This is a genomic window from Methylobacterium sp. B4, assembly GCF_003201865.1.
Taxonomy (GTDB): domain Bacteria; phylum Pseudomonadota; class Alphaproteobacteria; order Rhizobiales; family Beijerinckiaceae; genus Methylobacterium.
Window position 1 is genome coordinate 61,920 of record NZ_QJJJ01000007.1, and the last position, 13,217, is coordinate 75,136.

The 13,217-nt window shown below is 67.6% G+C and carries 12 protein-coding genes and 1 tRNA gene; 8 read left to right on the forward strand and 5 right to left on the reverse strand.

All coding sequences use genetic code 11. The features are described 5' to 3' along the window. Nucleotides 1-17: 17 nt before the first annotated feature. The 4 genes from BY998_RS11420 to BY998_RS11435 are packed head-to-tail and all read right to left on the reverse strand — an operon-like array spanning nt 18 to nt 2,897. A complete protein-coding gene (locus BY998_RS11420) occupies nt 18-1,208 on the reverse strand; it encodes an NADH-quinone oxidoreductase subunit D (RefSeq protein WP_110351750.1) in 1,191 nt (396 codons plus the stop codon). A 12-nt stretch (nt 1,209-1,220) separates the two neighbouring features. Continuing rightward, nucleotides 1,221-1,880 carry an NADH-quinone oxidoreductase subunit C gene (locus BY998_RS11425; RefSeq protein WP_110351751.1) on the reverse strand — a complete coding sequence of 220 codons (660 nt, stop codon included), beginning with the start codon at nt 1,878-1,880 and terminating at the stop codon, nt 1,221-1,223. An 11-nt stretch (nt 1,881-1,891) separates the two neighbouring features. Beyond that, the gene (locus BY998_RS11430) at nt 1,892-2,479 is read right to left on the reverse strand and encodes an NADH-quinone oxidoreductase subunit B (RefSeq protein ID WP_110351752.1); all 588 of its coding nucleotides are present in this window, start codon (nt 2,477-2,479) and stop codon (nt 1,892-1,894) included. A 52-nt stretch (nt 2,480-2,531) separates the two neighbouring features. Next, nucleotides 2,532-2,897, reverse strand: a complete 366-nt coding sequence (locus BY998_RS11435; protein WP_110351753.1) for an NADH-quinone oxidoreductase subunit A — start codon at nt 2,895-2,897, stop codon at nt 2,532-2,534. A gap of 530 nt (nt 2,898-3,427) precedes the next feature. Between BY998_RS11435 and BY998_RS11440 the strand changes: the two genes are divergently transcribed. Continuing rightward, a tRNA-Asp gene (locus tag BY998_RS11440) sits at nt 3,428-3,504 on the forward strand. A 206-nt stretch (nt 3,505-3,710) separates the two neighbouring features. Beyond that, complete coding sequence (locus tag BY998_RS11445) at nt 3,711-4,199, forward strand: CAP domain-containing protein (RefSeq protein ID WP_110351844.1); 489 nt, start codon at nt 3,711-3,713, stop codon at nt 4,197-4,199. A gap of 57 nt (nt 4,200-4,256) precedes the next feature. Here the strand turns inward: BY998_RS11445 and BY998_RS11450 are convergent, their stop codons facing one another. Continuing rightward, nucleotides 4,257-4,691: a pseudoazurin gene (locus tag BY998_RS11450; protein ID WP_110351754.1), complete on the reverse strand. Its 435-nt coding sequence runs from the start codon at nt 4,689-4,691 to the stop codon at nt 4,257-4,259. A gap of 296 nt (nt 4,692-4,987) precedes the next feature. Between BY998_RS11450 and carB the strand changes: the two genes are divergently transcribed. From carB to BY998_RS11480, 6 genes are all read left to right on the forward strand, one after another. Next, nucleotides 4,988-8,461 (forward strand): carbamoyl-phosphate synthase large subunit, encoded by a 3,474-nt coding sequence (carB, locus tag BY998_RS11455; RefSeq protein WP_110351755.1) that lies wholly within the window; start codon nt 4,988-4,990, stop codon nt 8,459-8,461. 136 nt (nt 8,462-8,597) lie between these two features. Next, the gene (gene greA, locus BY998_RS11460; RefSeq protein WP_181425498.1) at nt 8,598-9,074 is read left to right on the forward strand and encodes a transcription elongation factor GreA; all 477 of its coding nucleotides are present in this window, start codon (nt 8,598-8,600) and stop codon (nt 9,072-9,074) included. A gap of 5 nt (nt 9,075-9,079) precedes the next feature. Further along, the gene (locus tag BY998_RS11465) at nt 9,080-9,574 is read left to right on the forward strand and encodes a hypothetical protein (protein WP_110351756.1); all 495 of its coding nucleotides are present in this window, start codon (nt 9,080-9,082) and stop codon (nt 9,572-9,574) included. A gap of 87 nt (nt 9,575-9,661) precedes the next feature. After that, nucleotides 9,662-10,735 carry a mitochondrial fission ELM1 family protein gene (locus tag BY998_RS11470; protein ID WP_245421558.1) on the forward strand — a complete coding sequence of 358 codons (1,074 nt, stop codon included), beginning with the start codon at nt 9,662-9,664 and terminating at the stop codon, nt 10,733-10,735. Nucleotides 10,736-10,892: 157 nt separating this feature from the next. Then, the gene (trxB, locus tag BY998_RS11475) at nt 10,893-11,867 is read left to right on the forward strand and encodes a thioredoxin-disulfide reductase (protein WP_110351757.1); all 975 of its coding nucleotides are present in this window, start codon (nt 10,893-10,895) and stop codon (nt 11,865-11,867) included. 357 nt (nt 11,868-12,224) lie between these two features. Beyond that, nucleotides 12,225-13,115 carry a LysR family transcriptional regulator gene (locus tag BY998_RS11480; protein WP_110351845.1) on the forward strand — a complete coding sequence of 297 codons (891 nt, stop codon included), beginning with the start codon at nt 12,225-12,227 and terminating at the stop codon, nt 13,113-13,115. Nucleotides 13,116-13,217 lie beyond the last annotated feature (102 nt).

A 13,217-nucleotide genomic window follows, 5' to 3' on the forward strand; every position in this document is an offset into this window, starting at 1 on the left:
GTTTCCACCCGTCTCCTTCAGCGGTCCACTTCGCCGAACACGATGTCCAGCGTGCCGAGCACGCAGGACACGTCGGCGAGCAAGTGGCCGCGGCACATCCAGTCCATCGCCTGAAGATGGGCGAAGCCCGGAGCGCGGATCTTGCAGCGGTAGGGTTTGTTGGTGCCGTCGGAGACGAGATAGACCCCGAACTCGCCCTTGGGGGCTTCGACGGCGGCGTAGACCTCGCCCTCGGGCACGTGGAAGCCCTCGGTGTAGAGCTTAAAATGGTGGATGAGCGCTTCCATCGAGCGCTTCATCTCCCGGCGCGGCGGTGGGGCGAACTTGCCGTCCACCGAGGCGATCGGTCCTTGGCCGGCAGGCTCGCGCAGCTTGGCGCAGCACTGCCGCATGATCTTCACCGATTCCCGCATCTCTTCCATGCGGATCACCTGGCGATCGTAGGTGTCGCCGTTCTTCCCCACGGGGATGTCGAACTCCATCTCCTCGTAGAGTTCGTAGGGCTGCGACTTGCGCAGATCCCACGGGATGCCGGAGCCGCGCACCATCACGCCCGAGAAGCCCCAGGCCATCGCCTCGTCCACCGAGACGATCCCGATATCGACGTTGCGCTGCTTGAAGATGCGGTTGGCCATGACGAGGTTGTCGAGGTCGTCGACCACCGTCAGGAAGGGATCGCAGAACGCCTCGATGTCGTCGATCAGCGCGGGCGGCAGGTCCTGATGGACGCCGCCGGGCCGGAAGTAATTGGCGTGGAGCCGCGCACCGGACGCGCGCTCGTAGAAGATCATGAGCTTCTCGCGCTCCTCGAAGCCCCACAGGGGGGGCGTCAGCGCGCCGACGTCCATCGCCTGCGTGGTGACGTTGAGGAGGTGGGACAGCAGCCGCCCGATCTCGCAGAACAGGGTGCGGATGAGCTGGGCCCGCCGCGGCACCTTGATGCCGGCGAGCTTCTCGATCGCGAGGCAGAAGGCATGCTCCTGATTCATCGGCGCGACGTAGTCGAGCCGGTCGAAATAGGGCGTCGCCTGGAGGTAGGTCTTGTGCTCGATCAGCTTCTCGGTGCCCCGGTGCAGGAGTCCGATATGCGGATCGACCCGCTCGACCACCTCGCCGTCGAGCTCCAGCACGAGGCGCAGCACGCCGTGCGCCGCCGGGTGCTGCGGCCCGAAGTTGATCGAGAAGTTGCGGATGTTGTGTTCGCTCATCGCCGCAAGCCTTCAGCTCGACGTCTTCTCGTCGCCCGGCAGCACGTAGTCCGTGCCCTCCCACGGCGACAGGAAGTCGAAGTTGCGGAACTCCTGGGTCAGCTTGACCGGCTCGTAGACGACCCGCGCCTCGTCCTGGTCGTAACGGACCTCGACGAAGCCGGTCAGCGGGAAGTCCTTGCGCAGCGGATGGCCTTCGAAACCGTAATCGGTCAGCAGGCGGCGCAGGTCGGGATGGCCCGAGAACAGGATGCCGTAGAGGTCGTAGGTCTCGCGCTCGTACCAGTTGGCCGCCGGGAAGACGGGAATCGCCGAGGGAACCGGGGTCGCGGCGTCCGTCTGCACCTTCACGCGCACCCGCATGTTATGACGCAAGGAGAGCAGGTGGTAGACGACGTCGAAGCGGCGCGCTCGCTGAGGGTAGTCGGCACCGCAGATGTCGATGAAGCAGCGGAAGGCGCAGGCCGGCTCGTCGCGCAGGTAGGTCAGCGCGTAGACGATGTCGCTGCCCTGGACGACGACGGTCAACTCGCCGAAGGCGATCGACCAGTCCGTGACCGCGGGGCCGAGCGCCCCGGCGATCCGCTCGCCCATGGCCTGCAGGGCGTTCTCGCCCTGGGCCGCCTCGACGGTCCGGCGCAGCGTGATGCCGTTGGTGGTGATGGCCTCCATCGTGCGCTCCCTCACCGCTCGATCGTGCCGATGCGGCGGATCTTCCGCTGCAGCAGCAGCACGCCGTAGAGCAGCGCCTCGGCCGAGGGCGGACAACCCGGCACGTAGATGTCGACCGGCACCACCCGGTCGCAGCCGCGGACCACCGAGTAGGAGTAGTGATAGTAGCCGCCGCCATTGGCGCAGGAGCCCATGGAGATGACGTAGCGCGGCTCCGGCATCTGGTCGTAGACCTTGCGCAGCGCCGGGGCCATCTTGTTGGTCAGCGTGCCGGCCACGATCATCACGTCGGACTGGCGCGGGCTGCCGCGCGGCGCGAAGCCGAAGCGCTCGCAATCGTAGCGCGGCATCGACATCTGCATCATCTCGACGGCACAGCAGGCCAGACCGAAGGTCATCCACATCAGCGAGCCGGTGCGGGCCCAGTTGATGAGTTCGTCGGCGCTGGTGACGAGAAATCCGCGATCGGCCAACTCGTCGTTGATCGACAGGAAAGTCGGGTCGTTGGCACCGATCGGACGCCCGGTCGCGGGATCGATGATCCCTATCGGCGCGGGCGCGACCAGAGGCGCGCGGGAGAGGGTCGGAGTCAGGGCCATGTCTGCCTCTGAGCGAGAACGGAGGGGAAGCGACGCGAGTGAGCCCGCGCCGTTAGTCCCATTCGAGGGCGCCCTTGCGCCACTCGTAGACGAAGCCGACGGTGAGAACGCCGAGGAAGGCCATCATCGACCAGAAGCCGAACCACCCGAGCTCCCCGAAGGTGATCGCCCAGGGGAACAGGAAGGCGACCTCGAGGTCGAAGATGATGAACAGGATCGCCACGAGATAGAAGCGCACGTCGAACTTCATGCGTGCGTCGTCGAAGGCGTTGAAGCCGCACTCGTAGGCCGAGAGCTTCTCCGGATCGGGGCTCGAATAAGCCACGACGAAGGGAGCAACCAGCAGCGCCACCGCGATGAACAGCGACACGCCGATGAACACGATGAGCGGCAGGTAGTCTGCCAGCAGGCCGGTCATGCCGCACCCCTCATTTCGTTGCGCGTGAGGATCATGGGAGATTGCCCTCGCGACGGGTCCGAACACGAGAAATTCCTGCGATGGAATTCCTCCAATGCCAGACTGAGCGCCGGGCGAGGCTTAGACGAGCCCCCCCGGCGAAACAAGGGTATTGCGCGTCGCACAATCACCCCTTTCGCTGACAGATGGGGGCATCCATGCACACAACCACAGAGACGGATCGGCGCAGGCCCGACCACGGTTGAGCCTTGCCGCATCATCCCCGCCGCCCCCATGTTCTTATTCGTGGTATCTGGCATACCAGCGGTCGCCGCCGCAAGCACGACCTCGACGCCGCGGAACGGTTTCGTTCGGGGGAGCCGCTTGCTCTACCAGCACAGAGACGGTCTCAATCGCGGCTCGGGAGGGCATTTCCCCGATCCGTCGCCGAACCGTCGCATTCCGCGATTCCGCGGCTTGACAGCCCAGGGCGCCCCACCTAAACCCCGCCTCGTCGCCGACACGAGCCCAGCCGGCCGGCGACGCAAAACGCGGGCGTAGCTCAGTCGGTTAGAGTGCCGGCCTGTCACGCCGGAGGTCGCGGGTTCGAGCCCCGTCGCCCGCGCCATGTTTCCCGCCCCGTCGGAAACACCTTCTTTCCAATCAGCCTCAGCCTCCACGACAAGCGTCGACGCTTGTGCTGTTGTCGGCATACGGTGCGTGGCCGCGAGGCCACAGGCGTCCATGTCATCCGCCGCAGGCCGCATCCCGCCGTGGTTTCGCCGCAAGCCTTGCGGAATCGGGCGCCTTCTCATGGCCGCCCTGCTGACTCCGATGCCGAACCTTCGTCTTCCCGCCGCCGCGACGCTGATCGCGCTGACGCTCGCCGGTTGCGGCGGGTCTCCCGTTTTCGACGCAGCCCAGCCGACGCTGCCCGCGATTCTCGACGAGCAGGCTGCCGCCGCAGCGATCTCGCGCTACCGGGCACAGCACGGCCTGGGGCCTGTCTCGCTCGATCGCAGCCTCATCAGCGCGGCCTCGTTCCAGGCACAGGCCAATGCGCGGGCGGGGCGACTCAGCCACGAGATCGCCGGCAGCTTCGAAAGCCGCATGGCGGGCGCCGGCTTCGGCCGGCGCTACGCCTCGGAGAATCTCAGCGCGGGTTCGGAGACCTTCGATCAGGTGCTGGCGCGCTGGAAGGCCTCGCCGGAGCACAATCGCAATATGCTGATGCCGCAATTGCGCCGGGTCGGCATAGCTCGCGTCGATGCTCCGACGACCCGCTACAAGCGGTTCTGGGCGCTCGTGATGGCGGGCGATTGAGGCAAGCGGCCCGGGCCGCGAGGAACCGGGCCGCCCCGCGCGCCAACGTATCGGGGCTTACTGCACCTGAGCGAGCAGCGGCTCCATGCGCTTCTGCGTGAGCTTGTTGTGCTGGACGCTCTTGGCGGCCTCCAGATTGTCGCGCTTGTCGCCGACCACGACGAGGGCGACCATGCCCATCAAGTAGTGGGGTGAGCATTTGAAGCCGTAGACGCCCTCGCGCTCGAAGGTCACCACCGCCTCCTGTCCGACGGTCGACTTCACATAGTCCGCACCGTCCGGCGCCATCCCCTTGATGGTCTCGACGTTGTGTCCCTTGTCGGTGGGCAGGAACTTGATGCTGTCCCCGGGCTTCAGTCGCACGAAGGCGGGATCGAACACCATCATGCCGTTCGGCCCGCTGTTGAGCATCTTGACCGGGATTTCGTCCGCCGCGGCCGGCAGGGCAGCGGCAAGGGCAACCGTAGCGGCAAAAACTCTGAAGATCGTCATTCGCTTCCTCGGAATAATTCTCAAAAACATCGACGAATCTCGCCGAGACACGCAAGATATCGAGTCAAATACGCAGCATCAAATCGTCATTTATCCAGTAAATTGAATAATTATACTTCAAGCGACGTGCGGAAGACGTGCTCCCCTGCCCCTCAAGCGGCGGGCCTTTCAAACCAGCGCGGCTGCGTGTAAACGCGGGGCTTGACGATCATCCCAGCCGCCTGCGCCCCCTTGGCGCCGCCCGACACCGGCGGCGCGCGAGGGCGAGCGCGCGCGAACTCGATTCAAGGCGCTCAATGCCGAAACGCACCGACATCTCCTCCATCCTCATCATCGGTGCGGGCCCCATCATCATCGGGCAGGCCTGCGAGTTCGATTACTCCGGGACCCAGGCCTGCAAGGCCCTGCGGGAAGAAGGCTACCGGATCGTCCTGGTGAACTCGAACCCGGCGACGATCATGACCGATCCGGACATGGCCGACGCGACCTATGTCGAGCCGATCACCCCGGAGATCGTGACCAAGATCATCGAGAAGGAGAGGCCCGACGCGCTGCTCCCCACCATGGGCGGCCAGACGGCGCTGAACTGCGCGCTCTCCTTGAAGCGCATGGGCGTGCTGGAAAAGTTCGGCGTGCAGATGATCGGCGCGACCGCCGAGGCCATCGACAAGGCGGAGGACCGCAACCTCTTCCGCGACGCGATGACCAAGATCGGCCTGGAGACGCCGAAATCGGCGCTGGCCAACGCCTCCGCCGCCAAGAAGGTCGATCGCGACCGCTATCTCGCCGAGAAGGCCCGGATCGAGGGCGCGAATTCCGACCCGGCCACCCGCGAGGTGGCGCTCGCCGAGTTCGAGCGCCAGTGGAGCGGAGCCGAGGGCGACCGGCGCCGGCGCTACATCGAGCACGCGCTCGGCCAGGCCCTGATCGCGCTCGCCGAAGTCGGCCTGCCGGCGATCATCCGCCCCTCCTTCACCATGGGCGGCACCGGCGGCGGCATCGCCTACAATCGGGAGGAATTCCTCGAGATCGTCGAGCGCGGCATCGACGCCTCGCCGACCAATGAGGTGCTGATCGAGGAGAGCGTGCTCGGCTGGAAGGAGTACGAAATGGAGGTCGTCCGCGACAAGGCGGACAACTGCATCATCGTCTGCTCCATCGAGAACGTCGATCCGATGGGCGTGCATACCGGCGATTCCATCACCGTCGCCCCCGCGCTGACGCTCACCGACAAAGAGTATCAGGTAATGCGCGACGCCTCGCTCGCCGTGCTGCGCGAGATCGGGGTCGAGACCGGCGGCTCCAACGTGCAGTTCGCGATCAACCCCGAGAACGGTCGGATGATCGTGATCGAGATGAACCCGCGGGTCTCGCGCTCCTCGGCGCTCGCCTCGAAGGCCACTGGCTTCCCGATCGCCAAGGTCGCGGCTAAGCTCGCCGTCGGCTACACGCTCGACGAGATCGCCAACGACATCACCGGCGGCGCGACCCCGGCCTCGTTCGAGCCGACGATCGACTACGTCGTCACCAAGATCCCGCGCTTCGCCTTCGAGAAGTTCCCCGGCGCCGAGCCGACGCTGACCACCGCGATGAAGTCGGTGGGCGAAGCCATGGCGATCGGCCGCTGCTTCGCGGAATCGCTGCAGAAGGCCCTGCGCTCCCTGGAGACGGGCCTCACCGGCCTCGACGAGATCGAGATCGAGGGCTTGGGCAAGGGCGACGACCACAACGCCATCAAGGCAGCGCTGGGCACGCCGACGCCGGACCGCCTGCTCAAGGTCGCCCAGGCGATGCGCCTCGGGATCAGCCACGAGGAGATCCACGCCTCCTGCCGGATCGACCCGTGGTTCCTAGAGCAGCTCCAGGCCATCGTCGATCTGGAGAACCGGGTGAAGGCGCACGGCCTGCCCCAAACGCCGGGCGCCTTCCGCCAGCTCAAGGCGGCCGGCTTCTCCGATGCGCGGCTCGCCGTCCTCACGGATACCGACGAGGAGGCCGTACGTGCCGCACGCCGGGCGCTGAACGTGCGCCCCGTCTTCAAGCGGATCGACACTTGCGCCGCAGAGTTCAAGGCGCCGACCGCCTACATGTACTCGTCCTACGTCGCGCCGTTCGCCGGCACGGTGGCCGACGAGGCGTACCCGTCGGATAAGAAGAAGGTCATCATCCTCGGCGGCGGCCCGAACCGGATCGGCCAGGGCATCGAGTTCGACTATTGCTGCTGCCACGCCTGCTTCGCACTCACCGAGGCCGGCTTCGAGACCATCATGGTCAACTGCAACCCGGAGACGGTCTCGACCGACTACGACACCTCCGACCGGCTCTACTTCGAGCCGCTCACCGAAGAGGATGTCCTTGAGATCGTCGAGACCGAGCGGCAGGCGGGCACGCTCCACGGCGTGATCGTGCAGTTCGGCGGACAGACACCGCTCAAGCTCGCCCGCGCTCTGGAGGGCGCCGGCGTGCCGATCCTCGGCACCTCGCCCGACGCCATCGACCTCGCCGAGGACCGCGACCAGTTCAAGCGGCTGCTCGACAAGCTCGGACTCAAGCAGCCCAAGAACGGCATCGCCTACTCGGTGGAGCAGAGCCGGCTGGTGGCGGCCGAACTCGGCCTGCCCTTCGTGGTGCGCCCCAGCTACGTGCTCGGCGGGCGCGCCATGGCGATCATCCGCGACGAGGCGCAGTTCGCCGAGTACCTGCTCGGGACGCTGCCGAGCCTGATCCCGTCCGACATCAAGGCGCGCTACCCCAACGACAAGACGGGGCAGATCAACACGGTGCTTGGCAAGAACCCGCTCCTGTTCGACCGCTACCTGTCGGATGCGACCGAGGTCGACGTGGACGCGGTCTGCGACGGTGAGAGCGTGTTCATCGCCGGCATCATGGAGCATATCGAGGAGGCGGGCATCCACTCGGGCGATTCCGCCTGCTCGCTGCCCCCGCGCACGCTCGCGCCCGAGATCCTGGCCGAGCTGGAGCGACAGACCAAGGCGATGGCGCTCGCGCTCAAGGTCGGCGGCCTGATGAACGTGCAGTACGCCATCAAGGACGGCGCGATCTACGTGCTGGAAGTGAACCCGCGCGCCTCGCGCACGGTGCCCTTCGTGGCCAAGGTCATCGGCGAGCCGATCGCCAAGATCGCCGCGCGGATCATGGCCGGCGAGCGCCTCGACACCTTCGGCCTCAAGCCGAAGAAGCTCGACCACATCGCGGTCAAGGAGGCGGTGTTCCCCTTCGCCCGCTTCCCCGGCGTCGACGTGCTGCTCGGGCCGGAGATGCGCTCGACGGGCGAGGTGATCGGGCTGGATGCCGGCTTCGGCGTGGCCTTCGCCAAGAGCCAGCTCGGCTCCGGAACGGCCGTGCCGCGCACGGGCACGGTGTTCGTCTCCGTGCGCGACGACGACAAGCCCCGCGTGCTGCCGGCGATCCGGCTGCTGCACACGCTCGGCTTCACCATCCTCGCGACCAGCGGCACGCAGCGCTACCTCGCCGAGGAAGGCATCCCGACGAACCGCATCAACAAGGTTCTGGAGGGCCGTCCCCACATCGTGGATGCCATCAAGAACGGCGAGATCGCGCTCGTCATCAACACCACCGAAGGCGCCGGTGCGCTCTCGGACTCCCGCTCGCTCAGGCGGGCGGCCCTCTTGCATAAAGTGCCGTACTACACCACTCTGGCCGGCGCGATGGCAGCGGCCGAGGGGATCAAAGCCTATCTCGAAGGCGATCTTCAGGTGCGCGCCTTGCAGGAATACTTCGCGGCCTAAATAGACTCCGCGTGGCAAGCCCTCCGCCCCTCACAAGGCGGGCGGCTTCGAGCCACGCGTTCAAGAGCCGTTTCCCGGCCCGGAAGGAGCACCCCGCTCCGGCCGGGCCTCTTCATTGTGGCGCGAGACCATGAGCATCGACAAGCTTCCCATCACGGCACGCGGCTACGCAGCCCTCGAGGAGGAGCTGAAGCGTCGCCAGCAGGTGGAACGTCCCCGGATCATCCAGGCGATTTCCGAGGCCCGCGCGCTCGGCGACCTCTCCGAGAATGCCGAGTATCACGCTGCCAAGGAGGCCCAGTCCCACAACGAGGGCCGGGTGCTCGAACTGGAGAGCATGATCGCGCGCGCCGAGATCATCGACACCTCGAAGCTGTCCGGCGCGAAGATCAAGTTCGGCGCCCGCGTGAAGCTCGTGGACGAGGACACCGAGGAGGAGAAGACCTACCAGCTCGTCGGCGAGCCGGAGGCGGACGTGCGCGAGGGCCGGGTCTCGATCTCCTCGCCCATCGCCCGCGCCCTGATCGGCAAGGCCGTCGGCGACACGGTGGAGGTGACCACGCCCGGCGGCGGCAAGTCCTACGAGGTCGTCGCCGTCGAGTGGGGAGCCTGAACCCCTTGCGCGTCCTCGGCTTCGCGGCCCTGATCGGCCTCCTCGCCGGGGCGGCTCCCGCCCTGGCGCAGGGGTTCGACCGGATCGGCGGCGTCGCCGTCGACATGCGCCCGCTCCAGGCCTATGCCCGCGGCCCGCAGGCGGAAGCCCTGCGCGCGGACCTGACCGAGGCCCTGCGACGCAGCTTCGGTGACCGCATGGTGCGCGGAGCCCCGACGCTGGTGGTGCGGGTGAGCGGCCTCACCCTCAACCCCTATGCGGGCGGCGAGGGCGTCGGCCGCGGCGGCAGCTTCGGGGGCGGCGGCTCGACCGATTACCTCGACGGCGAGGCTCTGCTGGTGGGTCGCGGGGGCGAGATCCTCGCGCGTCATCCTCAGCTCTCGGCCCTGCCCGCGAGTTCGGGCGGCGCGTGGTACGATCCGGCCTCCGAGCGGCGCCGGCTCGCAGCGCTCGCCGAGCACTACGCCCAGTGGCTGCGGCGGATGCTCCCGGCCCAGTAGGGCTGGTTCCGAAGTGCTTTCCGCCGAACTGGACACCGGTTCGGCCTCGAAGAGCGCATCAGAACAAAAGTCGGAGGTTTGCGTCGCGTGAACGAGACAGGGCCGGTGACGGCGGACGGCAGCGTGCCGCCGGACCTCGCGCATGCCCGCGCCTGGATCGTCACCGACGGCAAGGCGGGCGACGAGAACCAGTGCATCGGCATCGCCGAAGCACTGGGCGTCTCCTACGAGAGGCGGCGCATTCCCAAGGGGCGCCCGCTGACCTGGATGGCGCCCTGGGGGCCGATCGACCCGCGCGACGCACCGGGCCGGGCCGGCGGCATGCTGGAAGGCCCGCTGCCCGACCTCCTGATCGCCTCGGGGCGCCGCGCCGTGCCCTATCTGCGCGCCGTGCGCCGCGCCTCGGGCGAGCGGACCTTCACCGCCTTCCTCAAGGATCCCCGCACCGGCCACGACACCGCCGACTTCATTTGGGTGCCGGATTACGACGACCTGCGCGGCCCCAACGTCTTCACCACCCTGACCGCTCCGCACCCGGTCTCCCGCGCCCGCCTCGACGCGGCCCGCCTGACCCCCGATCCACGGCTTGCCGGCCTGCCCTGGCCGCGCATCGCCGTCCTGATCGGCGGCGATAGCCGCCATCTGCGCTACCGCAAGACGGACATGCGCCGGCTGGTGCGCGACCTGACCAAGCTCGCCGAAGGCGGCTGCTCGCTGATGCTGACGGTATCCCGGCGCACCCCTCCGGATCTGCGCACGGCGCTGGAGAACCTCGTCCGGGACAAGGGCGGGTTCTTCTGGGACGGCAGCGGCGAGAATCCTTACGTCGGCATGCTGGCCATCGCCGACCACATCGTCGTCACCTCGGACTCGGCCAACATGGTGGGCGAGGCGGCGAGCACCGGCGTGCCCCTCCTGCTGTTCGACCTGCCGCGCACCTATATCCGGCACAGGCGGATGTTCGCGGGCCTCGCCATGGCCGGCGCGCTGAAGCCCTTCATCGGCCGGCTGGAGGCTCTTCGCTACGCACCCATCGACGCCACGCCGACCATCGCCGCGGCCCTGGCCGAGGCCTACGAGCGCCACCGGCAAGGGATGACGGGCGAGCGGACGAACGCTCCGCCCGCTCCGGCACTATCCCCGGCGCGTCCGCCCTTCTGAGCGGAACCGGCGGGACGGGACGTTTCTCGGCCTCGGGCGCCGCGTTGAGAAGAAATTTTTGATCGCGCGGTGTCAGACTGGGCGCGACGGTTCACAGGACGAGAGAGCGGCCCGCACCGGGAACAGCGGAGCCGGTCGCCGACAGGAGAGGGCACAGATGGCGCACACCCATGCGAGGCTCGTAATCATCGGCTCGGGGCCGGCGGGCTACACCGCCGCGATCTACGCCGCCCGCGCCATGGTCGAGCCCCTGCTGATCTCGGGCTTCCAGCCCGGCGGCCAGCTCATGATCACCACCGACGTGGAGAATTACCCGGGCTTCGCCGAGGCGATCCAGGGCCCCTGGCTCATGGAGCAGATGCGCCTCCAGGCCGAACACGTGGGCACCAAGATCCTCTCCGAGTACATCACCAGCGTCGATCTGAACGTTCGCCCCTTCCGGCTCGAGGCGGATTCCGGCGAGACCTACAGCTGCGACGCGCTCATCATCGCCACCGGCGCCCAGGCCAAGTGGCTCGGCCTGCCCTCGGAGGCGAAGTTCCAGGGCTTCGGCGTCTCGGCCTGCGCCACCTGCGACGGCTTCTTCTTCCGTGGCAAGGACGTGACGGTGGTGGGCGGCGGCAACACCGCGGTCGAGGAAGCCCTATATCTGGCCAACCTCGCCAAGTCCGTCACCGTGATCCACCGCCGGGGCGAGTTCCGGGCCGAGCGCATCCTGCAGGAGCGCCTGTTCAAGCATCCCAACGTCACCGTGAAGTGGCACCACGCGGTGGAGGAGATCTGCGGCTCCGACACGCCGCCCTCCGTCACGCATCTGCGTCTCAAGGACCTGCGCACGGGCGAGATCGTCGAGCAGCCGACCGACGGCCTGTTCGTGGCGATCGGGCACCAGCCCGCCACGGGGATCTTCGAGGGCCAGCTGCCCATGCGCCAGGGCGGCTACATCAGCGTGAGGCCGGGCACCTCCGAGACCAGCATCCCCGGCGTCTTCGCCGCGGGCGACGTCACGGACGACGTCTACCGTCAGGCGATCACCGCGGCGGGGATGGGCTGCATGGCGGCCTTGGAGGCGGAGAAGTACCTCGCCGCCCTCGATGTCGGCGAGAGCCCGGCCCAGGCGGCGGCCGAATAGCGGCCGCGCTCGTGGACCTGCCGGTTCGTCCCGGCAGGTCCGGCGCCATCGAGAAAAACGCGAAGTAGTTTTCAGAACAACCTTCGCTTCGCCGCCGTGTCGGCCGGCGAAGCGAGGCGGGTCGGGCGTTTTTGAAGCAGTACAAAACGTTGTCAGGCCCCAACTTCCCTGTTGACGACGGCGACGACGCAACCAAATCGCAAGCTTGTTGTCCTAGCCTGAGCGGTGCCGGAGCCGGCAGGTTTCGCGAGGAGCCCCTCGCCGGGCATGGTGGGGGCGGACAGACTTGCGTCGTGCGACGCCCGAAGGTCGCGGTCTCCCGTGACGGGCCGGCCTCGACGGGCGGGAGTGACGGCCTTGGATTGGGACAAGATCCGGATTTTCCTCAACGTCGCGGAAGCCGGCAGCTTCACGCGGGCGGGTGACGATATCGGCCTCAGCCAGTCGGCGGTGAGCCGGCAGATCAGTGCGCTGGAGCGGGAGCTGAAGGCGCCGCTGTTCCACCGTCACGCCCGCGGCCTCATCCTCACCGAACAGGGCGACCTGCTGTTCCGCGCCGCGCGCGACATGAAGCTCCGGCTGGAGAACACCCGCGCCCGCCTCGTGGAGACGAGCGAGCGCCCCTCCGGCGACCTGCGGGTGACGACCACGGTGGGCCTGGGCACCTCCTGGCTCTCGCAGCGCATCTCCGAGTTTCTCGACCTCTATCCGGACGTGCGGATCGAGTTGGTGCTCACCAACGAGGAACTGGATCTCGCCATGCGCGAGGCCGACATCGCGATCCGCATGCGCCGCCCGGCCCAGCCGGACCTGATCCAGCGGCGCCTGTTCACGGTGCATTACCACGCCTTCGCCAGTCCCGATTACGTGAAGCGCTTCGGCGAGCCCAAGACCATCGCCGACCTCGACGAGCACCGCCTCGTCTCCTTCGGCGGCAACGAGCCGTCCTACCTGCTGGCCACGCACTACCTCGCCAGCATCGGCCGCCAAGCCGACGACCGCCGCCCGGTCCACTTCACGGTCAACAACATCACCGCGCTCCACAAGGCGATGGAGGCCGGCATCGGCGTCGGCATCCTGCCGGACTACGCCGTCGACGGGAACGAGAGCCTCGTCCAAGTGCTGCGCGAGAGCGAGATGCCGACCATGGAGAGCTACCTCGTCTATGCCGAGGAGATGCGCTCAGTCGCCCGCGTCCAGGCGTTCCGCGATTTCCTCGTGAACAAGGCTCAGCGCTGGACTTATTGAAGCGTAGCCGGAAAACGGCCGCCCCTGCGCCCTTGTCGCACCCCGAGCCACTCGTCTAAGACCGGCCGACCTCGCCGGGCGTCGCGCGACGCTCCGGCCGTA